The sequence below is a fragment of the Wohlfahrtiimonas chitiniclastica genome (assembly GCF_002252325.1).
Lineage (GTDB): Bacteria > Pseudomonadota > Gammaproteobacteria > Cardiobacteriales > Wohlfahrtiimonadaceae > Wohlfahrtiimonas > Wohlfahrtiimonas chitiniclastica.
The window spans coordinates 32,692-55,268 of record NZ_NEFL01000002.1 but is presented as its reverse complement, the minus strand read 5'-3'; the positions used below and the strand labels follow the sequence as shown (position 1 = coordinate 55,268).

The 22,577-nt window shown below is 44.5% G+C and carries 20 protein-coding genes and 1 tRNA gene; 6 read left to right on the top strand and 15 right to left on the bottom strand.

Annotated features, from left to right (window positions below):
• Positions 1 to 7 precede the first annotated feature (7 nt).
• Positions 8 to 1,399 (bottom strand): aminotransferase-like domain-containing protein, encoded by a 1,392-nt coding sequence (locus tag B9T10_RS05410; protein ID WP_008316164.1) that lies wholly within the window; start codon positions 1,397 to 1,399, stop codon positions 8 to 10.
• Between the two features lie 116 nt (positions 1,400 to 1,515).
• On the opposite strand from B9T10_RS05410, the gene pdxS reads away from it, so the two are divergent.
• The 3 genes from pdxS to B9T10_RS05395 all read left to right on the top strand — a co-directional run bounded on the left by pdxS (position 1,516) and on the right by B9T10_RS05395 (position 4,461).
• A complete protein-coding gene (pdxS, locus tag B9T10_RS05405) occupies positions 1,516 to 2,367 on the top strand; it encodes a pyridoxal 5'-phosphate synthase lyase subunit PdxS (RefSeq protein ID WP_008316163.1) in 852 nt (283 codons plus the stop codon).
• A gap of 77 nt (positions 2,368 to 2,444) precedes the next feature.
• Positions 2,445 to 3,938: a YifB family Mg chelatase-like AAA ATPase gene (locus B9T10_RS05400; protein ID WP_094538041.1), complete on the top strand. Its 1,494-nt coding sequence runs from the start codon at positions 2,445 to 2,447 to the stop codon at positions 3,936 to 3,938.
• 46 nt (positions 3,939 to 3,984) lie between these two features.
• Positions 3,985 to 4,461, top strand: coding sequence for an S-ribosylhomocysteine lyase (locus B9T10_RS05395; protein WP_094538040.1), 477 nt, complete (start codon positions 3,985 to 3,987; stop codon positions 4,459 to 4,461).
• A 207-nt stretch (positions 4,462 to 4,668) separates the two neighbouring features.
• Here B9T10_RS05395 and murJ read toward each other — a convergent pair whose 3' ends face one another.
• Positions 4,669 to 6,231, bottom strand: a complete 1,563-nt coding sequence (gene murJ / locus B9T10_RS05390; protein WP_094538039.1) for a murein biosynthesis integral membrane protein MurJ — start codon at positions 6,229 to 6,231, stop codon at positions 4,669 to 4,671.
• Between the two features lie 110 nt (positions 6,232 to 6,341).
• Between murJ and B9T10_RS05385 the strand changes: the two genes are divergently transcribed.
• On the top strand, positions 6,342 to 7,175 hold the full coding sequence (locus tag B9T10_RS05385) for an EamA family transporter (protein WP_094538038.1): 834 nt from the start codon (positions 6,342 to 6,344) through the stop codon (positions 7,173 to 7,175).
• Positions 7,176 to 7,217: 42 nt separating this feature from the next.
• On the opposite strand, the gene B9T10_RS05380 is transcribed toward B9T10_RS05385, so the two are convergent.
• Positions 7,218 to 7,985, bottom strand: a complete 768-nt coding sequence (locus tag B9T10_RS05380) for a pirin family protein (protein ID WP_008316158.1) — start codon at positions 7,983 to 7,985, stop codon at positions 7,218 to 7,220.
• A 340-nt stretch (positions 7,986 to 8,325) separates the two neighbouring features.
• On the opposite strand from B9T10_RS05380, the gene B9T10_RS05375 reads away from it, so the two are divergent.
• The gene (locus tag B9T10_RS05375) at positions 8,326 to 8,970 is read left to right on the top strand and encodes an alpha/beta fold hydrolase (RefSeq protein ID WP_063504013.1); all 645 of its coding nucleotides are present in this window, start codon (positions 8,326 to 8,328) and stop codon (positions 8,968 to 8,970) included.
• A 282-nt stretch (positions 8,971 to 9,252) separates the two neighbouring features.
• Here B9T10_RS05375 and phoU read toward each other — a convergent pair whose 3' ends face one another.
• The 12 genes from phoU to B9T10_RS05310 form a co-directional block, all read right to left on the bottom strand.
• Positions 9,253 to 9,972 carry a phosphate signaling complex protein PhoU gene (phoU, locus tag B9T10_RS05365; protein ID WP_008316155.1) on the bottom strand — a complete coding sequence of 240 codons (720 nt, stop codon included), beginning with the start codon at positions 9,970 to 9,972 and terminating at the stop codon, positions 9,253 to 9,255.
• Positions 9,973 to 9,984: 12 nt separating this feature from the next.
• Positions 9,985 to 10,755 carry a phosphate ABC transporter ATP-binding protein PstB gene (gene pstB, locus B9T10_RS05360; RefSeq protein WP_008316153.1) on the bottom strand — a complete coding sequence of 257 codons (771 nt, stop codon included), beginning with the start codon at positions 10,753 to 10,755 and terminating at the stop codon, positions 9,985 to 9,987.
• 4 nt (positions 10,756 to 10,759) lie between these two features.
• Positions 10,760 to 11,620, bottom strand: coding sequence for a phosphate ABC transporter permease PstA (gene pstA, locus B9T10_RS05355; RefSeq protein ID WP_094488975.1), 861 nt, complete (start codon positions 11,618 to 11,620; stop codon positions 10,760 to 10,762).
• On the bottom strand, positions 11,620 to 12,579 hold the full coding sequence (gene pstC, locus B9T10_RS05350; RefSeq protein WP_008316150.1) for a phosphate ABC transporter permease PstC: 960 nt from the start codon (positions 12,577 to 12,579) through the stop codon (positions 11,620 to 11,622). The genes pstA and pstC overlap by 1 nt, the downstream gene beginning before the upstream one ends.
• Before the next feature lie 15 nt (positions 12,580 to 12,594).
• Positions 12,595 to 13,626 (bottom strand): phosphate ABC transporter substrate-binding protein PstS, encoded by a 1,032-nt coding sequence (gene pstS / locus B9T10_RS05345; RefSeq protein WP_094492967.1) that lies wholly within the window; start codon positions 13,624 to 13,626, stop codon positions 12,595 to 12,597.
• An 85-nt stretch (positions 13,627 to 13,711) separates the two neighbouring features.
• On the bottom strand, positions 13,712 to 14,998 hold the full coding sequence (gene phoR / locus B9T10_RS05340; RefSeq protein WP_094492968.1) for a phosphate regulon sensor histidine kinase PhoR: 1,287 nt from the start codon (positions 14,996 to 14,998) through the stop codon (positions 13,712 to 13,714).
• Between the two features lie 2 nt (positions 14,999 to 15,000).
• Entirely contained in the window at positions 15,001 to 15,693 is a 693-nt protein-coding gene (phoB, locus tag B9T10_RS05335; RefSeq protein ID WP_094538037.1) for a phosphate regulon transcriptional regulator PhoB, read from the bottom strand.
• Positions 15,694 to 15,775: 82 nt separating this feature from the next.
• The gene (locus B9T10_RS05330; protein ID WP_008316143.1) at positions 15,776 to 16,336 is read right to left on the bottom strand and encodes a toxin-antitoxin system YwqK family antitoxin; all 561 of its coding nucleotides are present in this window, start codon (positions 16,334 to 16,336) and stop codon (positions 15,776 to 15,778) included.
• Between the two features lie 53 nt (positions 16,337 to 16,389).
• Positions 16,390 to 17,613, bottom strand: a complete 1,224-nt coding sequence (locus B9T10_RS05325) for a beta-barrel domain-containing protein (protein WP_008316142.1) — start codon at positions 17,611 to 17,613, stop codon at positions 16,390 to 16,392.
• Between the two features lie 33 nt (positions 17,614 to 17,646).
• Positions 17,647 to 19,812: a type I secretion system permease/ATPase gene (locus tag B9T10_RS05320; protein ID WP_094538036.1), complete on the bottom strand. Its 2,166-nt coding sequence runs from the start codon at positions 19,810 to 19,812 to the stop codon at positions 17,647 to 17,649.
• A gap of 147 nt (positions 19,813 to 19,959) precedes the next feature.
• On the bottom strand, positions 19,960 to 21,318 hold the full coding sequence (locus B9T10_RS05315; RefSeq protein ID WP_246782163.1) for a TolC family protein: 1,359 nt from the start codon (positions 21,316 to 21,318) through the stop codon (positions 19,960 to 19,962).
• Between the two features lie 266 nt (positions 21,319 to 21,584).
• Positions 21,585 to 21,673: transfer RNA gene (locus tag B9T10_RS05310), tRNA-Leu, on the bottom strand.
• Positions 21,674 to 21,762: 89 nt separating this feature from the next.
• Between B9T10_RS05310 and B9T10_RS05305 the strand changes: the two genes are divergently transcribed.
• Positions 21,763 to 22,491, top strand: a complete 729-nt coding sequence (locus B9T10_RS05305; RefSeq protein WP_094538034.1) for a tyrosine-protein phosphatase — start codon at positions 21,763 to 21,765, stop codon at positions 22,489 to 22,491.
• Positions 22,492 to 22,577 lie beyond the last annotated feature (86 nt).

The following is a 22,577-nucleotide window of genomic DNA, read 5'->3' as shown; positions in this document are numbered from 1 at the left end:
TCGTCTCTTAATGGGATTCTGATGGGGCGATTGTAGCATGCACAAAACTGATGCGGGCGCTGTTTTTAATGCGTGCATCGCCGAAAAATTCGCCTTCTGTGGCAAGAATCTGATGATCCGCTAAATCCTGCACAATCGGTTTTTCATACGCTTTATGGTGATCAAGGCGCGTTAAATAGAGATGAAAGCCGCCTTGGGGCACATCAAACCGATAATGCTTAGGCAAAATGCTGCGTAAATGTGCCACACAATGCTGCATGCGCGTTGCTAACGTGGTTCGAAGCAATTGCTCATGTTGATCGGCATAATGGTTGAGATAATTTTCCGCCATCACTTGCGGCAAGGCACTCAAACCTGAATCGAGCTGATGACGAATGTTCGCTAAATTATTGACAACCGCCGCCGGCGCAATCATCCACCCAATGCGAATGGAGCGCCCTAAATATTTGGACAATGAGCCAATATAAATCGTATTGCCATGCTGATCATGCTGGGCAATGGGCGAGACATCAAGCGTTGAATGGAGTTTCAATTGGCTATAGGCATCATCTTCCACGATCGCCAATTTTTTACGATGACAAAAATCCACCAACTGCTTTTTGCGCTGGCCACTCATCACGTAACCTGTGGGATTTTGAAAATTCGGATTCACAAACAGCATTTTCAGAGAATGTTTATGCACCAATTCATCTAGCTTATCTATGCAAATGCCTTGCTGATCCACCGGAATCCCATAAATTCGTAACCCAACTGATTGAAAAATCGGCAGCGCATAAAAATAAGAGGGTTGCTCAATCCCAATGGCATCACCCGGTTCTAATAATCCCAATGCAATCAATGATATGGCCTGCTGCGCACCTGATGTAATCAGAATCTGCTCAATGGGTACTTTGTACCGAAAGCGATCATACAAATAACGCTGCACTGCTTCACGAAGAGATGCAATGCCAAGGCGCGCACTGTCATCTTGCAATTCTGCATGGATTAAGGTTTGCCAATCGGTTTCTGGGAGCTGTAACGGCGGATAGAGCTCAATGGGTAAATCGCCGCTTCGTAGATCATAACTATGTTGCTGCGGGCGCACAGAAGATGGGCGCGGCTGAAACAATTGATCCAAACTATTGTGCCGCCAATTGAGGGAGGGATGGGTCAATAAGCCCCATTTTTGATCATTCACAAAGGTACCAGAACCCGCACGCTTAATGATGATATTGCGCGCAGCCAATTCATCAAAAGCGCGAATGACGGTGGAACGATTGACCCTTAATCGCTCGCTCAACTCACGTTCTGAAGGCAATTTCGCCCCGGCTGGCAACTGGCCATTGATGATGGCCTCTTCAATCATTTCAATGATTTGCTGATAAAAAGGTTTACGATGGTCTCGGTCAATCACAAACATGTTGCATCCTTTAAAAAGTGGATGGTATAAAAAGCAACCAACTGGTTCTATGATGACGGTTTTTCCCTTGGTAGGCTAGTGTTACTTTTAAACAAAACCAATCAAAGGGGAAAATAATGAGTCAAGAAGTTGTGATGCCACCACGCGGCGTAATCATGGATGTTGTGAGTGTTGAAGAAGCTAAAATCGCTGAAGCTGCAGGCGCTGTGGCAGTGATGGCTTTAGAACGCGTACCGTCAGACATTCGTAAAGAAGGCGGCGTTGCTCGCATGACAGATCCTGAATTGATCCATGCCATTAAAGCCTCTGTGTCCATTCCTGTGATGGCAAAAGTGCGCATTGGCCACATTGCAGAAGCTCGCATCTTAGAAGCCATCGGCATTGATTACATCGATGAAAGTGAAGTATTGACGCCTGCAGATGATGTGTATCACTTACTTAAAAGCGATTACAAAGTGCCATTCGTATGTGGTTGCCGCAACTTAGGTGAAGCACTTCGTCGCATTGGTGAAGGCTCTAAAATGCTTCGCACAAAAGGTGAACCAGGCACAGGCAACATCGTAGAAGCGGTGCGCCACATGCGTCAAGTGAATGAAGAAATTCGCTTATTGACCACAAAATCTGACGATGAATTGATGGTGTATGCGCGTGACATCGGCGCGCCTTACGAACTCATCAAAGAGATCAAGAAAAATGGTCGCTTACCTGTGGTGAACTATGCTGCAGGCGGCGTTGCAACCCCAGCGGATGCGGTATTGATGATGTTATTAGGCGCAGATGGCGTATTTGTGGGCTCAGGCATTTTCAAATCTGAAAACCCAGAAGCTTTTGCCCGTGCAATCGTACAAGCTACGGCAAATTATGAAGATTTCGAATTGTTGGCAAAATTGTCTAGAAACTTAGGCGCGCCAATGAAAGGCATCGAAATTGCCACATTAGATGAAACGCAAATCATGGCGGGTCGTTAATTTAACAAATCAATCAAACACACTTCACACTCGTGGTAGATTAATGATCGTAATCAACCACATAAAGAGGGTGAAGTGTGAATTTATCCATTCTTTATACGCGTGCACAAAAGGCGCTCACATCTGAGATTGTTCGCGTTGAAACTCATATCAGCAATGGTTTACCTGCATTTCATATCGTCGGGATGCCAGAAACCGCCGTCAAAGAGAGCAAAGACCGCGTTCGTGCAGCCATCATCAACTCAGGCTTTGAGTTCCCTGCGCGTAAAATCACCGTCAATCTCTCCCCAGCCGATATGCCTAAAGAAGGCGGACGCTATGATCTTTCGATTGCCCTTGGCGTATTGATCGCCTCAGGACAATTGCAATCGCCCTTAATCGACACACATGAATTCATTGGTGAACTGGCCTTAACCGGTGACTTACGTGCCATTCGTGGTTTATTGCCTACGGTGATTGCGGCTGTTTCCCACCATAAAAACATCATCATCCCAAAAGATCGCAGCAATGAAGTGGGCTTTTTAGACAGCCCGCACATCTTAGTGGCGAGCTCCTTAAAAGAAGTGGTGACATTTTTAGAGCAAAAAGCCACGCTGTCCCCACCTGATCAAGCGGACATTCATCACATGCATTCGCACCTTGATATGCTCGACATTAAGGGACAAGTCTTTGCAAAACGTGCGCTGAAAATTGCCGCAAGTGGCGGGCACAATATTTTACTGATTGGTCCACCGGGCACGGGTAAAACTATGTTGGCTTCGCGTTTTATGACGATTTTGCCAGACATGACACAAACCGAAGCCATTGAAGCCGCCGCCATTGCCTCCGTCAGCCATCAAGGGTTTGACATCGAACAATTTGGCGTGCGCCCATTTCGGGCGCCGCATCATACAGCCTCCTCTGTTTCTCTTGTGGGCGGTGGATCAAATCCGCGGCCGGGTGAAATTTCCCTTGCCCATCATGGTGTGCTCTTTTTAGATGAGTTACCCGAGTTTGATCGCAAAGTTTTAGAAACCCTGCGTGAACCCTTAGAATCTGGGGAAATTCACATTTCACGTGCCACAAGCCAAGCAAAATTCCCCGCACAATTTCAATTGATTGCAGCCATGAATCCCTGTGCTTGTGGATTTTATGGGGACAAAGAAAAAGCATGCCAATGCAACAGTGATGCCGTTGCCCGTTATCGCAATAAAATTTCAGGGCCATTTTTAGATCGCATTGATCTACATGTGGAAGTGCCGCGTTTGATGACATCTGAGCTGCAATCCACGCAACTTGGCGAATCCTCAAGCGAAATGCGAGACAGCGTGCTCAAAGCCCGTGCCCGTCAATTGGCAAGGCGCGGTAAGCACAATGCCCTACTCTCTGTGCGGGAGATTGATGAGGATTGTCATTTAGGCATCAAAGAGCTTGAATTGATGGATAAAGCACAAAAAAGATTAAATTTATCGCCTCGAAGTTTTCATAGAATTTTGCGCGTTGCCCGCACCATTGCTGACTTAGAGGGATCAGAGGACATTAAAGCCACACATTTAACTGAAGCTTTAGCCTTCCGTGCCATGAATTTTTAAGGTATATATATTACATAACCAACCAAACATATAGGAGAAGATAAAAATGGCAGAAGTTGAAAGTTTTACCCTTGATCATGACAAAGTGATTGCCCCATACGTGCGCTTAATCGCCAAAGAAAATGGCCCTAAAGGCGATGTGATCACCAATTTTGATGTGCGTTTGACTCAGCCGAATGAAGTGGCGATCGAAACTTGTGGACTACACACGATGGAGCACATTTTTGCTGATTTAATGCGCAATCATTTAGCCGGCATCATTGACATCTCGCCCTTTGGCTGCCGCACAGGTTTTCATTTGATTGCGTGGGGTGAACCGAGCGCAACTGATGTTGCCAAAGCCCTGAAAGCAACGCTTAAAACCATTGTCAAAGATGATTACACCATTGATCAGGTGCAAGGCATTGCGCGTGTTGCCTGTGGTAACTATAAGGATCATTCGCTACATTCTGCAAAAGAATGGGCAAAAATCATCTTAAAACAAGGCATCAGTGAGGATGCATTTGTACGCAAAGTAATCTAAACACTACATAAAAAAAGCGCCTAATTTTAGGCGCTTGCTCAATTATTGTTATGTAACCTTGTTATTTCTCAAACTTGTGCAGTGTCATTCAGTCTGTAGTTGCTTGGTAGGTGATACAATACGCGAAATGATCAGAAAGCTCAAACAAAAATTTACACTTGAATAATTTACATACAAAACTTTACTTTTTGATCTAGATCAATGTATTTACGAGACATTTTTGAATTGCTTCACAGAAAATCCAAGCACATGTAACGTTGCAAAGTAACCCACCAGTGCCACCATCATAACCACTACAAGCGCCGCTAAGCGTGGTAATAAGCCTGAATCAAACCAAAAATCCTGATACGTTGAGACCCAATATAAGAAAGTTCCGAGCATAATATTCGCAGGCACAATCACCCACAATTGCCCTGTCCATAGGCGCTGAATGCGATAAATGCCCAAATGATGCAAACCCATCATCAACAGCATTGCATTGACCCACGCCGCAATCGAGGTCGAAAGCGCAAGCCCAGCATGCGCATAATAACGCACCAAGACAAATTGCAATGCAATGTTCACGCCAATGGCCACTAAACCAAATTTCAGCGGTGTTTTGGTATCTTGCCTTGAGTAATACACGGGCGCTAAAATCTTAATGAGAAAATACGCCACAATGCTTGTGCCATAAGTGACCAAGCTCAACGCAGACATCTTCACATCATATAAAGTAAAAGCGCCGCGCATGAAAAGCAGCGCCAACAAAGGTTCTGCCAAAATGATCAGTCCAATGCTTGATGGCACACCCAAAACCAGCGCCAATCGAATGCCCCAATTGACGGTTTTTTCAAAGCCTTCACGATCATTTAATGCATTTAAACGAGATAATTTCGGCAACACAACCGTACCTAAGGCAACTGCAACCGTGCCCAATGCAAATTCCACTAAGCGATCGGAATAGTAGAGCCATGTCACGCTGCCTGTTTCTAGGCGCGATGCCAATTGTGTATTAATGAGAATATTAATTTGGCTGCTTGATGAGCCGATTAAAGCAGGCACCATCAACACAATCACCTGCTTTACGCCCGGTGCACCAAAGGCAACGCGCGGCATTTTCGTCAATAAGTTTTGGCGGCGCACACTCATCATTACGATCATACATTGCAAAATCCCCGCCAGCAAAACGGCATAACCTAAGCCCATGATCGGAATCTCTAAAAACTCCACGCTCACAAATGCGCCAATGATTAAAGCGATGTTCAACAAACTTGGCAACAACGCAGGCAGCGCAAAACGATCTAATGAGTTTAAAATACTTGAATACATCGCGAGCATGCAGATCAAAAATACATATGGAATCATGATGCGCACTAAATCCGCTGTTAAGGCAAATTTCTCAGGATCCGCTTTAAAGCCGCTGGCAAACACCGTCACCAATTCTGGCGCAAAAAGAATGCCAAGGGCAGTAATCGCAAGGAGCACAATCCCTAAAGATCCGGACACCTCTGCCACAAAGAGCGGCAGTTGATTGCGCTTTTTCTCATAATATTCACTGAAAACCGGCACAAAAGATTGGTTAAATGCGCCTTCCCCAAAGAATCGGCGAAAGAGATTCGGGATTCTAAACGCCACATTAAAGGCATCCATCATGGCGCTTGCACCAAAGAAGCTTGCAAATACGATGTCACGCACAAGCCCTAAAATGCGTGAAACCAACGTCCATGCGCTGATGGTGAAGAGCGAGCCTAGAAGACCGCGTTTTTTCTTTGTCTGTATTGTTTGTGCCATGATCGTCTGCGTGGTGAATCAAAGGGCAAATTATATCAGGTCATTTGAGAATATTCGCTTTTTACCAAGGGCTGCACTATGATGTCGTTTTTAGCTCAGCAAAATTCATTATGTTAGAACTGTCCGTCATCTCCATTTTATGGTCACTCTCGTTCTCATTGATTGGCCTGTACATCGCTCCATTTGTCGATCCTTATTTAGCGGTATTGATCCGCATCATGTGCGGCATCGTGATCTTTTTACCCTTTGTGCGCAAAACATCGCTGCAAGAGATTGGGCAATTGATGCTCGTGGGTGCATGCCAATTTGGTTTGACGTACATTTTTTTATATCAAGCGTTTCATTACATCAGCGTGATTGAGGTGCTGCTCTTTTCCATCACAACGCCGATTTACATTGTGATCATTCGAAGTTTCTTTGACAGAACGTTTCAGGCGCGCGCATTTATGGCGGCATTTTTAGCGGTGATTGGCGCTGCGATCATTCGTTATCAAACCATTTCTCCATCATTTGTCATGGGATTTGTGCTGATGCAAACGGCAAATTTTGTTTTTGCGTTTGGGCAAACCTATTATCAACGCACACAAACGCAATCACGCAAAAATTATCAAAGCTTCTTTTGGTTCTTTGCAGGTGCATTTGTGGTGGTTTTTCCCACTTGGTTGCTCCTTGGCACCACAAAATTCACCGTGCAAACCAGCACGCTTTTATCCCTATTTTATGTGGGCTTTTTAGCCACAGGGCTTGGGCAATATTTATGGTTGCAAGGGGCGACAAAAGTCTCCGCGGCCACATTATCGGTGATGAATAATTTGCTCATTCCCTTTGGCATTGTGATCAATCTATTGTTTGGCGGCACGATTGACATGCCGATTGAATTCACGATTGGTTCTACCATCATTTTAATTTCCCTTTGGGTGGCCAAACAACCGAAAAAAGCCTGATAAAATCAGGCTTTGCTTCAAGTAATGCTGACGATTCTTCGATTACATCTTAGGTGGGATAGTGATCGAATCTTCTGAATCGTACAGCGTTACATTCATCGGCAATTCAAGCAAAACAAAGCGGTTTTGCGTGATCCCTTCAATCTTAATGTCTTGTTTATCATCAAAGGCAATGCAATCGCCTTCTGACAACACATGATCGCGCACTTTAATGTCGCCATAGCACACACGAATGAACACACCATTTTTGGCATCTTTCTTCGTGTAGGTGATTTTTTTCTTAGGATCGACTTCTGAAGCCGCAATCCATGCATCTTGATGAATCACTGCACGATCCTTACTGATCACATTATCAGGCGCAACAAAGTAATGAAAGCGATTGGCGAACATATCTGTATCCACCGCACACACTTGATGACGGGGTGTTAAACCGCGTCTACGTGGCATCACCCAAATTTTTAGATAATTGACTTCTTCTTTAGGATTCACGCTATTGATGGCATAACTCAAGCCTGTGCCTGCACTCACCACCAATACTTCTTCTTTTTTGACAATCGAACGATGGGCGCGGCTGTCTGTGTATTCAATTTCACCATTTAATGGCATGATGATCACTTCTAAATCACTGTGATGTTGCTGACCAAAACGGCCAGGGCCTGTGAAAAAGTTATTGTTCAATAAACGCAAGGTTCCGAACTGCGTACGATCCGCATCATAAAAGCCGCCATAAGAGAAAAAGCGATGGCTGCGATAATTGCCGCGTTCACACACATTGTATTCATTCGCTCTGTAGACCATATTGGTTTTCATTATCGTTCCCCTTTCTGTTTTTCCATTTGAAAACATGATCGGAACATCTTTAATCAATGCCTAAATCATGAAAACAAGATTACGCCCTTACATAAGTTTACGCAATTTAGTTTATTAAATTAAAGACAACATCTTAAATAATAATTTCAATCACTTATAAATAATTGTACGCCAATAATATATATTTTTTAAATAAAAACCGTCATTATTTTGCAATACAACACTTACAAATGTTTTCAAATGCATTATGATAGATCCGACATGCCGATCATGTTAAAATAATTTATATTAATTATTAATATATACTTTTTAATAATATTATCAAATATAAGGATGAATAATGACTGCCAATCATCAACAACCGCTGCCCACTATCGTCCTCGTGCATGGACTCTTTATGTCTGGTGTGGTGATGGTGCGCCTTAAGCAATTTTTTAAGCACCAGGATTACCCCGCAGAAATCTTTTCCTATCACACCTTGACGCAATCGACTGAACAAAGCGCAGAGCGCTTAGCCGATTATATTGAAAAGATCGATGGACCGGTCATTTTAGTGTGCCACAGTTTAGGCGGTTTATTGGCACAAAAAGCGATCGCTATGCTCACTGACATCACACAAGTGAAAAAAGTGGTCACCCTTGGCACACCGTGGCAAGGCGCATCCGTGGTGACATTTGTGCAGCAATATCGTTTAGATGTTTTGATGGGCAAAAGCCTGGCCACCCTCTTGCCTAAGCACAACGAATGGCAATGGCCAACGATTCCATTAGGTTCGATTGCTGGGCATTCGTCAATGGGTGCTCGTTTACTTTTTGCGCGTGGCAAAAACATTCCCTCAGATGGCACCGTCACCATCGAGGAAACCAAAATCAAAGGCATGACGGATCACACCATTTTACCGGTGAGCCATACGGGGCTCATTTTCTCTGATGAGTGCGCAAAAAAAATACTTCAGTTCATCAAGGCCAATACCTTTACGACATGAAGCATTTTCAATGATCATTGATGATCTTCAGAAGATGATTATGATTGGCTTTGTGAGTTTTCCTCTTTAATTTTTGAACTCACAAACCAATACATCCATGCAGCAAACCCAATAATAAAAGCCACACCTAATAAACTGAACATCACCGGCATCGTAAACCAACCCATCTTCATCCCCCTTGTTAGTAGAGTTGTAGGAACCACTGAGATCAGTATAGCCTAGCCCTTACCTTCGATCCTTGATCGTAATCAACTAAAATGATTTCAAACATTTATCTCAAGTTTAGGCTGGATTTTCACGCTCTTTTAAGAGCTTTTCGATCACATCATCCCCCACATGACGATAATCTTGACCTTTGACAAAATAAAAGACCAATTCGCTGATGTTTTGACAACGAGAACTCACTCGCATGATGGAGCGCGCGCAATTTAACGCGATCAAAATATTGGGGATCGAACGGGGATCTTCCATCATGAATGTCATCATTTGGCGGATCACCAAATCATATTTTTGGGCAATGCGTTTATCTTCTAAATAAACCGTCAAGGCTGCATCCATATCCATGCGCGTAAAGGCATCTAACACATCTTTGAGCATCTTCATGACACTGTTGCCCATCGTTTCAAGAGAGGTCAATAAACTCAGTTGCTCTGGCGTAAAATCTTGCTTGGCGATTCTACAAATGGCTTCTGCTGAATCGCCAATGCGCTCAAGCTCTGCAATCAGTTTTAAAATCACCATGATCAAACGTAAATCACTGGCCGTTGGCTGGCGCTTTGCGATGATTTTCACACAGGCTTCATCAATCGCCACTTCCATCTGATTGACTTTTTGATCCCCTGCAATCACTTGTTCTGCCAATTCAACATCATGTTCTAAAAGGGTGCGAATCGCATGACTGAACTGCTGCTCCACTAACCCACCCATTGTCATCACTTCGCGGCGAATGTGCGCTAAATCGGCATCATATTGCCCAGAAATGTGTTTGCCTAAATAATCCATCACTCGCCCCTTTTAGCCATAACGGCCTGTAATATAATCTTCGGTCTGTTTTTTCATCGGAGAGGTGAAAATGTCATCGGTTTTGCCATATTCCACCAACTCACCTAAATACATAAATGCGGTGTAATCTGAGCAGCGCGCCGCTTGTTGCATATTGTGCGTCACAATCACCACGGTATAGCTGTCTTTAAGCTCAGTGATGAGCTCTTCAATGCGCCCCGTGGAAATCGGGTCAAGCGCCGAGCATGGTTCATCGAGCAACAACACTTCAGGCTTAATGGCAATGCCGCGCGCAATGCACAAACGCTGCTGTTGCCCGCCTGACAAACTGTTGCCACTTTGATGAATTTTATCTTTCACTTCATCCCAAAGCGCCGCCTTCGTCAAAGCCCATTCCACGCGCTCATCCATCTCCACGCGGGATAATTTCTCAAATTGCTTAATGCCAAAGGCAATGTTGTCATAAATGGACATCGGAAAAGGCGTAGGCTTTTGGAACACCATGCCCACTTGCGCACGCAGCAATGAAATGTCACGGCGATCGGTTAAAATATTTTGCCCATTGAGCAAAATTTCTCCTTGTGCATATTGCTCAGGATACAGCGCATACATTTTATTGAATGTACGCAGCAATGTGGATTTACCGCAACCTGAAGGGCCAATGAACGCGGTCACAGCATTCGCCTTAATGTCGATGGAGATCTCTTTTAAAGCATGAAATTTTTGATAGTAAAAATTCAAGTTGCGCACTTCAATTTTATTGTGTGTTGAATTTTGCGTCATGGATTTACCTTTTCTTCTGACTGAACAATACGCGGGCTAAAATGTTGAGAAACAACACAAACACCGTGATCAATAACACCCCTGCCCAAGCAAGCTCCTGCCACTCTTTAAATGGACTCATGGCAAACTTAAAGATGGTGACGGGTAAGTTTGCAATGGGCGCATTGAGATCGGTGCTCCAAAATTGGTTTGACAATGCAGTAAAGAGTAAAGGCGCTGTTTCCCCTGCAATGCGGGCAATCGCCAATAATACGCCTGTGACAATACCAGACACCGATGCCTTTAACGTAATGGTTAAAATCATGCGCCAGCGCGGCGTGCCAAGGGCATAGGCTGCTTCTCGTAAATTATTGGGCACGAGTAACAACATATTTTCTGTGGTGCGCACAATGATGGGCAACTGAATCAATGCCAATGCCACAATCCCTGCCCAACCTGAAAAGTGCCCCATGGGCACGATCATGACCATATAAACAAACAAACCAATGATGATCGATGGCGCAGAGAGCAGCACATCATTGATGAAACGAATGATGCTTGCCAACCAGTTTTTACGGCCATATTCTGCCAAATATATGCCTGATAAAATACCCAGCGGTGTGCCAATCAAGGTGGCCACTCCCACCAATAATAAGCTCCCCATCATGGCATTTGCTAAACCGCCGCCTTCAGTGTTTGGCGGTGGCGTCATCTCTGTAAAGACGGCGAGCGACAGTCCGCCCATGCCTTTTGTGACGGTGGAATATAAGATCCATGTCAGCCACACCAAGCCAAAGAGTACGGCAATCATTGAAATGCCAATGGCTAAGCGATTTTTAATGCGGCGGCGCTTTTGTAAACGCATCGCCATGCTTTCATCTCTCATCAGCGATTCCCCTCTTTTTGACTCAAGCGCAACAACATCAATTTAGACAATGCCAACACAATGAACGTGATCACAAATAGAATCAAACCAAGCTCCATCAATGCAGCCGAATGTAAGCCCGGCTCTGCCTCTGCAAACTCATTGGCCAAGGATGATGTAATGGAGTTGCCCGGCATAAAGAGCGATAAACTGTCTAATTGATACGTATTACCGATGATGAACGTCACCGCCATCGTTTCCCCAAGGGCGCGCCCTAAACCAAGCATCACGCCACCAATGACACCATTTTTGGTGTACGGCAACACAATGTAGCGAATGCATTCCCATGTTGTGCAGCCAATGCCATATGCCGCTTCCTTCATTAAAGTCGGCGTTTGCTCAAACACATCGCGCATCACTGATGTGATGTACGGAATGATCATGATGGCTAAGATGAAACCTGCCGCCAGTAAACCAATCCCGAACGCTGGGCCCGTAAAAAAGAGATTTAAAATCGGAATGTTCGCAAGAATGTCGTTCATCGGCATCTGAAAATATTCTGCAAAGATGGGCGCAAACACAAATAAGCCCCACATGCCGTACACGATGCTAGGAATGGCTGCCAATAGCTCAATGGCGATTCCAAGCGGACGGCGCAACCATAACGGCGAGAGCTCTGTTAAGAAAAAGGCAATCCCAAAGCTGACGGGCACCGCAATCACCAAAGCAATGATGGAGGTGACAATCGTGCCATAAATGGGCACCAATGCACCATATTCATCCATGGGCGGATCCCAGTTTTTATCCCATAAAAACGGCAGCCCAAACTCTTTAATGCTCGGCATCGAGGCGATGATCAAAGAAATAATAATGCCGCTCAACAATAACAGGACGAAAATCCCCGCCACGCGAACGACATTATCAAAGATGAGATCCCCAACCTTCGATGGGGATCTTTGTGTATTTTTCACTTTAGCCATATGTGATGACTCGTCCTATTCAATGAGTGCTTGACCATCTTTAGTTGTGAGCTCTGTTGCCCACGCTTTTTTGATCTCTGCAATCACATTGTCGGGTAACACGGCATAATCTAATGCCACCGCCGCTTGTTGCCCATTTTGATACGCCCAATCAAAGAAGTTTAAAACTGCTTTGCCCTTCTCAGCATTGTCCTGCACCTTTTGTAATAAGATAAAGGTTGTGGATGTAATTGGCCATGCATTGTCACCAGATTGATTCGTTAAATCTTGAGCAAAAGTTTCTGCCCAATTCGCTTTTTTCGCAGCAGCACTGAAGCTTTCAGCCGATGGCGAAATCACTTGACCCTCTGCAGAATAGAGTTTTGTATACGCTAAGTTGTTCTGTTTAGCATACGCATATTCCACATAACCAATCGATCCCGGTAAACGCTGAACAAATGCCGCAACGCCATCGTTGCCTTTACCACCAACGCCCACAGGCCATTTCACAGTCGTGCTTTTACCCACTTGCTGATTCCATTCGGCATTCACTTTGCTCAAGTAGCTTGTGAATACAAAGGTTGTACCAGAGCCATCCGCGCGGCGCACCACATTAATATCTTGATTCGGCAATGTTACATTCGGGTTCAATTGAGCAATTGCTGCATCGTTCCAGTTTTTGATTTTACCCAAGTAAATGTCCCCAAGGGTTTGACCATCGAGCACCAATTGATTCGACTCAATGCCCTTCACATTCACCGCCACCACAACGCCGCCAATCACAGTTGGGAATTGCATTAAGCCATCTTGTTTTAATTGATCATCAGATAAAGGTGCATCACTTGCCCCAAAGTCCACCGTTTTTGCATTGATCTGTTTGATTCCACCCGAAGAGCCAATCGCTTGATAGTTCACTTTCACGCCTGTTTCTTTATGATAAGTGTCTGCCCATTTTGCATACACAGGTGCCGGAAAGGATGCGCCCGCACCTGTAATGTTCACATCTGCGTGTGCTGCATTAAAGGAAACGGCTGCGGTCAATGCGAGGGTCCAACCAATCTTTTTCATGCTTAACTCCTTGTTAGAGATGTTTTTTAATTTAACTGACCTTAGTGTAAAAAATGAATGTGACAAGAAGATGACAATAAATTTTTTATTCCACAATCAAATGTGCAGGAATGACAAAAGAAAACGTTGAACCACGATTCGGAAAACTCTCAATGCTTAAATCGCTGCCATGATGACGAAGGGCATGTTTCACAATGGCCAGCCCAAGTCCTGAGCTGTTTTTTTGATGCGTGTGTGCGCTGTCCACTTGATAAAAGCGCTCCGTTAAGCGATTCAAATGATGCCCTGCTATCCCAACGCCATTGTCTTGCACGCTGAACAACACGCCCTTTGATGCCCTTGCCCATGTGATCTGAATCTTTGTGCCCGATGGATTGTGTTTAATGGCATTATCAATCAAATTGCACATCACGCTGTAGAGCTGATCCTGATGCCCCATAATGGAGAGATTCGCCTCGATGTTTGCCACAATCTCATAATCGGGGTGCACCTCTATGATGCTGCTGATCCATTGATCTAACAGTTTTGCCACATTGATTCGATGCATCACCGCATGGGCGGACATATTCTCAATCTTACTTAATAATAAAATCTGCCCAATGAGTGATTCCATGCGCTCAATTTGTGATTGCACCTTTTGCCAGGTTTGCGCCTTTTGATTCTCTGGCACTAAATCTTCTTCGAACATCTCCACATAACCTTTGACGACCGACAGCGGCGTTCTGAGCTCATGGCTTGCGTGCGTGAAAAAGTCTTTGCGCTGCAATTGGGCTAAATAAATGTCGTTCACATTGCGCGCCACAATGATATGGCGGCTGTGTTCGTATGGCAGTACCCGAAATTCCATATAGTGTTTTTGGTGAATTTTTAAGGTTAAGGGCTCGCTAAAATCCTCTTGTTGCAGATAATCTGCCAAAGCCGGATCACGAATCAGATTGACAATGTTTTGTCCTTTATCATCTGGCCAACGGATGTTGAGCTGTGTTTTCACGCGTTGATTGCACCATTGAATGTTGCCTGCATCATCCACAATCATCAAAGCATCCGGGGATGTGTCCACGCCATGACGAAATAAACGGATGATCTGTGCCAACTCATTTTGCCGTGAACGCAAACGCTGTTGATGCTTATGAAGACCATAATAAATGATCTCCCAACTGCCAAAGCTTTCGGGTGGATACAAGGCATTTTTCTGCCAAATCCAGCGGGATAAACGAAACAGATGATAACAATGCCAGCACACCAATCCCACAAAGCCCACCAATAAGCCCAATAAGAAGTGCCCAAACAGTAAGCCAATCATGCCGCAAAGAAGCAGTGTTAAAAAGAGTTCAAGTAAAAAGCGTTTAAGGAAGGTTTGTTTGAGCATCATGATCACTCTTTGACTTGAGCTGATAAACGGTAACCCGCGCCGCGCACCGTTTGAATCATTTTGGCAACGCCGCCTTGTTCGAGTTGTTTGCGTAGGCGACCGATGTGCACATCCACCGTGCGATCATCAATGTACACATCATTGCCCCAAATGTGATCAATGAGCTGATCTCGACTAAAAACACGCTCTGCACGCTGCATTAAAAAGCTGAGCAATTTATATTCTGTGGGGCCCAACTCCACTTCTTGATCATCGATGAACACGCGATGGGACGCTTCATCAATGGCTAAATTATTGATCATCAAACGTGGTTGATCTTCAGGGTAAATGCGCCGAAGAAGTGCTTTAATGCGCACTAACAACTGCTTATTTGAAAAAGGTTTGGTGACATAATCATCGGCGCCGACATCAAAGCCTTGGACTTGATCATCTTCTGCGGTTTTTGCCGTCAGCATGATGACGGGAATGTGTTTTAAATTTTCATCTTTACGCAGTTGCTTAATCAACGAAATGCCACTGCCGCCTGGAATCATCCAATCGATGAGGGCAAGATGCACCGTTTGCGCGTTCAACATTGCTAAGGCGGTGGGCTGATCACGCGCTTCAAGCACCGCAAAACCACTGCTTTGCATCAACATGACCAACATTTGCCTTAAGGCATCATCATCTTCCACAATCAATATGATTTTCTGCATACATCATCTTCCACCTGAGAAATATGACAATTATGCGTCAATTATATGACAGTTTTATGAATCGACTGATTGATTCCCTCAATCAACGAAAGCCAAAGCGCCAAATGTCCACGCGGCACACGTCCCCTTTCGTTGAGCGCTGACGATCAAGACGGCCTTTTTCGTAATAGAGTTCTGTTTCTAACACATCACGCTCGCCCCAAATGCGGCACCATCCATCATTGACGCCATCTCTGTAACTCACTTCTGCCACTTTTAAGCCCGTGGGCGCATATTTCACCAAGGTACCCTCTTTGCGCCCTTTCTTCGCTTGAAAACGGTGACTCACTTCACCGGTTGTGTACCAAGCTTCTGTGGTTAAAATGCCCGTGACATCATCTAATGTTTCTCGCATCCGCATCTGCCCTTCAGGATAATAAGACACCGTGCTCACCACTTGGCCATGGTCATACATCACTTCCATCGATGTTTGACCATTTTTGTACCAATGTTTTGTCATGCCATGCGAAATGCCATCAACAAAATGGGCTTCATTTTTAATCTGACCATTTGGGTAATGGTTCGTTTGTACTTCATCGGCCAACAATGGTGAAAACAGCGGACTGCAAAGCACCGCACAAAGGGCGATTTTATGGATGGTCATGTGTATTCCTTTATTCTATTCGATCATGCGCCCATTCTATAACATGTCATCGTTTATCGCTCACGCAATGCCTCTTTGACGCGCCCAAAGGGTTTCATGAGGTAATCAAAGACGGTTTTTTCACCCGTTTTGATGTCCACCGTTGCAATCATCCCCGGCACAATCGGAAAAGCATGCCCGGTTTTTTTATCCACCAAGGAATCTGTGTCCGTCAAAATAAAGACACGATAATAAAAGACATCGGGTTTGACTTCATCTTGAATGGTATCTGGCGAAATCACCGTTACATGACCATCTAAGCCCCCAAAAATGGCGTAATCATAGGCGGTGATCTTCACTTTTGCCTCTTGTCCTGGGTGAATATAAGCAATATCACGCGGGGAGATGCGCGCTTCAATCAGCAATTGATCATCAAGCGGCACAATGCGCATCAACTCACCATTTGGTGGAACAACACCGCCACGCGTGGTTAGCATCACATTTTTCACAATCCCGCGCACAGGTGAGCGCAACGTCAAGCGGGACAATGAATCTTCTCGCCCACGCACCACAGATTCTAAAGATTCCGCTTCTGCTTGCACGCGGCTCAATTCTTGGCGCGCTTGCACCATGTATTCAGACATTTTATCCGTAATTTGTAGCTCTAAATCCGCCACTTGGCGCTGTAATTTTAAAACATCCACATTACTGGCCGCGCCTTTTTTGGCTAAATTTTCCGTCAATTGTAATTCAGATTTCACCAAATTAAGGGATTGCTCAAGCCCACTTAATGATTGTTGCAAAGCATTTTGACGTGTTTTATATAAACGCGTTTCCGCTTGAATGAGCTCAGGAAAGTCATCTAATTCATCCGGAAATTCCAAATCACTTTGATCCACCTCTGCTTCTAAGCGCGCAATGCTTGCTAAGGCGGCACGATATTTAGCGGCGCTCTCTTCAACGATCGCTTCGGTTTTTGTTAAATCTAACTGTGCCAAGACTTGATCCTTTTCCACAATGTCGCCTTCACGCACATGTAAATCTGCAATGATCCCACCTTCTAGCGATTGAATCACCTGCTCTCTTGATGTGGGCACCACTTTGCCTGAACCTGTGGAAACCTCCACTAAATTCGCAAAATATGACCAAATGATTAATGCCACAATCAAGAAAACAAAACACCAAATGATGCGCGATGATTTCACAATCTCCGCATCTCCAATGTCATCTTTATAACGATGCTGATCCTCATCATGATCAATCAGCAAAATGTGTCTGTTTTGCGTCGCTTTATCCATGCAAACCTCTATGATTTCTTTAAACTGTTGTGCTTATGCTTGGCCTGATAAGCGTTTTAATGCATTCTCTTTGTTGTCATCTAACACGATCTGCCCATCATCAATCACGATGATGCGATCAGCTAAATTCACGATGCTCATTTTATGGGTTGCGATCACCACTGTTTTGCCCTTACGCCACTCATTGAGGGCAGCAATGAACTGCTTTTCAGTCACTTCATCAAGCGCAGAGGTCGGCTCATCAAGCAAAGCAATGTGGGGATTGCGTAAAAATAAGCGAGACAATAAAAGCGATTGGCGCTGCCCACCCGATAAACCGCGCCCACCTTCGGCGATCACATAATCTAGCCCTGTGGGAATCTTTTGAATGAAGGACAAAACCCCCGTCATGTTCAAGGCGCGCATCAATTCATCATCTGTGGCCAATGGTGCCCCTAAGGTTAAATTGTCACGGATGGTGCCATGAAACAACCCTGAGTTTTGCCCCATCAAACCAATGTCACGACGCACATCCGCAGGATCAATGTGCCCAAGACTTACGCCATCGATGGTCACTGTGCCATCTTTCGGTTCTAATAAACCGGACAACACTTGCAACAATGTCGATTTCCCTGCACCATTGCGCCCTAAAACGGCAATCGTTTCTCCGGGATTGATCTCTAAATTCTTGATGGTGAGCGATGCATTTTGTTGCTCAGCATGATAAGCAAAATGGGCATTTTTAATTTGATAATGCCCCTGCAAGGCACTTTTATGCACTTTCTTTTGCCCAACAGGATGATCCACTGGCAATTCCATCAATTGATTGATGCCATTTAAGGCAACTTTTGCCTGCTGCCAACGGCTGAGAATTTGTGTAATGCCGGCCATCGGTGCAATCATGCGACCGCCTAAAATCGAGGCTGCGATCAATGAACCGGTGGAGAGTTCTCCATCCATCACCATGGGCGCCCCAAAGAGTACAATGACCGCAAAGGCAGCTGTTTGCACACTTTGCGTCCAACTGTTGAGCGTGCTGATTAAAGAGCGAAGACGCAAATTCACATCCGCAGCCACTGCATTGTAGTTGTTCCATTGCGCCTGAAAGCGCTGTTCAGCTTGTAGCGTTTTAATGTCTTCATTGCCTTGAATTGCCTCCACAAGCATGGCGTTACGCAGCGCACTTTCACGCATGGCTTGATTGGCATAAGCGCGCAATTTACCTTGTGCTAAAAGCCCAGGCAATATCATTAAAATCACAGCAGCGATCGGCACCCACACTAAAGAGCCGGCAATGTACCAAAACACAATGCAGAATAAAAAGAAAAAGGGCATGTCTGCAAATGCCGTCACGGTTGTGGAGGTCAAAAGCTCACGCACACTGTCCAGTTCACGGATTTGTGAGATGAATGTGCCCGTTGAACGTGGACGATGCGTATTTTTAATGCGCAGCGCATGCCCAAACACGCGATCTGAGATGCGTAAATCTGCGCGCTTACCCAATAAGTCAGTGACTCGGGTGCGTAGTTTTCGCATCACAAAACCAAAAATGATCGCCACAAATACACCGCTAAAGAGCACATACAATGTTGGATACGATTCGGCCGGAATCACGCGATCATACACTTGACGTGTGAATAAAATGCCGGCCAATGCCAAAATATTGACCACTAAAGATGCGATAAAAATATGGCTGTAAGGCTTCCAATCACGCAATACAATCTTTTTAAACCAATTGCGATCATGCGGCTTGATGTAATCATCAATGCGCGCATCTGACACCGTATGCGATGGGCGCAGCACCAATGCTAAGGTGACATTTTCTAAAAGCGTTTGCTGGCTGATACGGCTTTTCGCACCTTGATCCCCACAATAGGTGATGCCAATGTAGCCATCTTGATCCAAGGTATCAACGATGCCAATTTGCCCTTGCTTAAATTGCACCACAAGCGGCAAGCGCCAAACGGTCAGATCATTGTCTGACAGCTCAATCACACTTAAAGTTAAGCCCGCTTGACGCGCCATGCTGCGCAGTACATCGACGGTGGATTCTTGTTGCAACCACTGGCTGGTGAGCAAAATACTCTCTTTTGAACACTCAAGGCGATAATGTTTGGCCACCATTAAAATGGCTTCTATCCAAGGTGCATAGAGATTTCGACCCGTTTGCTGTGTGGAAGATTCCGTTGTCGTTGCGTTATTGTCTTTTGTCTTGTTCACAAATATTGTTCCAATACATTGCTTAGTTATTTCAGGGTATTATATATTTTTTTGCTAAAAGACAATATACAAAACTATACACTTTTCAATAAAAAAATCCCCAAACACCTGTTGGGGATCATCATGGCAGTCCATCATTGATTTTAATTATGGTTCAATCTTCAAAAGATCGATTAATTTACCTTGATAAAAGGCACAATCCACTTGAGTTTGAACAATGTCTAATTGATTGTTCACAACTTCCATTCGTGCCTGATGATACTCCTGCTCAGAATTGAGCAAATCTAACAATGAGCGCGTACCTAACTCTAAGTACTGCTGTTTATATAATTCTTTGGTGTTTTTTAGATTTTCCACACGACGAGACAATAAATTTGCACGCTGCTTTAAATTCTCTAAACGCACTTGGGCTTCTGTCATTTTTTGACCAATTTCCAGCTGAACATTGGCTTTACGTGCAGCAGCAGACTCCGCTTGCCCTTGTGCGGCGCGTTTCGATGCAGATAAACTGCCACCTTGATACACAGGCACCGTCACATTTAAGCCCACGGTGGCATCTGTACGTGAACCATAACGAGGTTTCGCATTTAAAGGATGGGATGCATTGCCACGAAGCGCGATGGTGGGCAATTCATTAGCACGCGCGCGCTCTAAATCTGCCAAAGCTTGCTCAGCCTCTAATTCAGCAACTGCATATGCTGGCACTTTTTTCCAATCAGGCGCAGTCGAACAGGCTAAAGATAAAGTCGCAGGCAATGCCCCCACTTGAGCACCCGTGATATCGCGCTGACCTGTAATGATGCCTAACGTGCGTAATGTACTTTGATATTGTGACACGGTGTCTAACTCTTCTGATTGCACATCATCTAAACGCGAACGCGCCTGATACACATCAGACAAGTTACTCGCGCCCTTTTCATAACGCTGTTCTACTAAGCCACCTAAATCTTTCACACGCGCCACTTGCTCTTTTGCAAGATTGATCATTTTCTGATAACGCTCTGTTGAGATCACCGCTAAGGACGCGGCATGCACCAGCTCCTCATTGGTCATATTTGTATAAGCTTTGGCGCCTAAATAACCATATTCTGCACTTTTAACAGCACTGGAGGTTTTACCAAAGTCATACAACACTTGATTCACTTCCAGATTTAAATTTTGGATGTAATCTTTGCCGTATCGATCATTGCGAGAACGATTATTGTTATATTGTGTGCCCAATCCGCCGTTGATCTGAGGATAATATCCTGCTTTGGCAATGTTGATGCGCTCTTGCTCACTGTTTTCATTGCCCTTTGCTTGAGCAACACGTGGATGGTATTTCAGAATCTCTTCTGCTGCTCGCTGTAAAGAGAGCGCACCATGAATCTGTTTTAAAGGTTGCTCACTTGCTTGCGCTTTTAACACATAATTTGGATCATCTTCCACAGGATCCCATGTGTGTGTCTGATGTCCATCATTCACTGCACAAGATGCAACGGCTAAGCCACATAACAGTGTCACCATATTTCTTTGATACTTGAAACCTTTTTTTATGTGCATTCGCAACTCACTCAGTACAAATTTAATTTAGAAAATCTAAAAACTCATTGATGTTTATTTAAACTCAATGAAATATTATTAATATCGATCATGATTGCGCTTATGATAACGTCTAAAGACAGACATTGTCACGGGGAAAGTATTCACTATAAAAAAGCCCACCGAGAATTGGTGGGCTTTTTCGATAGGCAACAAAAAACCTGACATAAAGTCAGGTTTTTTGATATATATGGTGCCTAGGGCCGGAATCGAACCGGCACGACCGTTAAGGGTCGGCAGATTTTAAGTCTGCTGCGTCTACCAATTTCGCCACCCAGGCATGGATTGCGTTGAGGTGCGTATAATATCCATTTATAATAAGCTTGGCAAGCATATGTATAAAAATAGATCATTTTTTAGGAGTATCCAATGAATTCCATCTTAAATTTCCGAGACTTTTCACCCCTTAAGACCAGAGAAAATGCGGCCATCCGCGCAAATAAACTTTTTCGAAGCGCCGCACCTGAATATGGCACAAAAGATGACTTTTCACGCTTGCATGCACTCAATTTAGACACAATTATTGATTTTCGGGAAGAAGATGAGAAGCGCCCTGAATTGACACAAACCTTTAATGCACAATTTCCTCGTCAAGCGGCTGCCATTAATGTTGCCAATTTATTTGATCACAACACCTTTGACTTAAACCATTTAACAGAAGGGAACATTGATTTTTATTACCAATCCATCTATGAGAAATTGCCCACGCATTTTCATCATCAATACCGCACGCTCATTGATTGTGCCAATCGCGGTGAAACCATGCTCTTTCATTGCAGTGCAGGGAAAGATCGTACCGGTTTTGGGGCTTATCTCTTGCTGAGCGCATTAGATGTCCACATCGATGACATTATGGAAGATTATTTGCGTTCAAATGATTCGGCCATTGCCCTCTATGAGGCACGTAAACATGAACATGAAAAGATGGCAGGAATAGAGATTCCCAAAGCAACCATTGAGCGCTTATTTGGCGTGAAAGCAGCGTATTTAGACACTGCATTACACACCATACAAGCCACTCACAAAACGAGCGATCGATATCTCACAGAAGCGTTGTCCGCGGACATCGATGCCATTCGCGCACACTATTTGCTGTAAACCACAAACAACAGTATCAGCGTCATAGGAATGATGAGCATCATAGCGATTCCTATGCGCTCTAAAGCGGATGATTTTAATAAACT